The sequence below is a fragment of the Exiguobacterium sp. S3 genome (genome assembly GCF_018617295.1).
Classification (GTDB): Bacteria; Bacillota; Bacilli; order Exiguobacteriales; family Exiguobacteriaceae; genus Exiguobacterium; species Exiguobacterium profundum.
On sequence record NZ_JACSJW010000019.1, the window covers coordinates 1 to 408 of the forward strand.

Consider the following 408-nt stretch of genomic DNA (forward strand, 5'->3'; position numbering starts at 1 on the left):
ACTCTCCCAGTCAGTATTTTTCAACACGGGGATTTGAAATGTCTTCTCCATTTCCTCCATCAACTCCCCCAAACGAATGTCTCGTCTAGGTAAAGATGACTCCCCCATGATCTTCTCATACCGTTCCTCAAACAACTTGAGGGTCAACAACATTTCCATCACTTCTCCTATTCAGTTAGCTTCCTTTGAGTATACTCTTTCAGCACTTTCTCTACCAACTGGTATAGTTTCAAATCGTTCTGTAGAGCGATTTGTTTCAGTTTTTTATGTAAAGAGACGTCCATGTCCAACGAGACTTTCTTCCGGACGATCTGTTCGAGTCTCGTCTCGATCGCAAAATAATCGTCATCCAACTGGGATTGCCCCGTGACCGGGTCGACTTTTAACGGCTCAGTCGCATTTTTCTTC

The 408-nt window shown here is 43.9% G+C and carries 1 pseudogene; it reads right to left on the reverse strand.

Features of this window, described 5'->3' with window-relative positions:
- Nucleotides 1-167: 167 nt before the first annotated feature.
- Nucleotides 168-408: pseudogene (locus tag KNO65_RS15645) on the reverse strand (hypothetical protein); the annotation flags it as partial.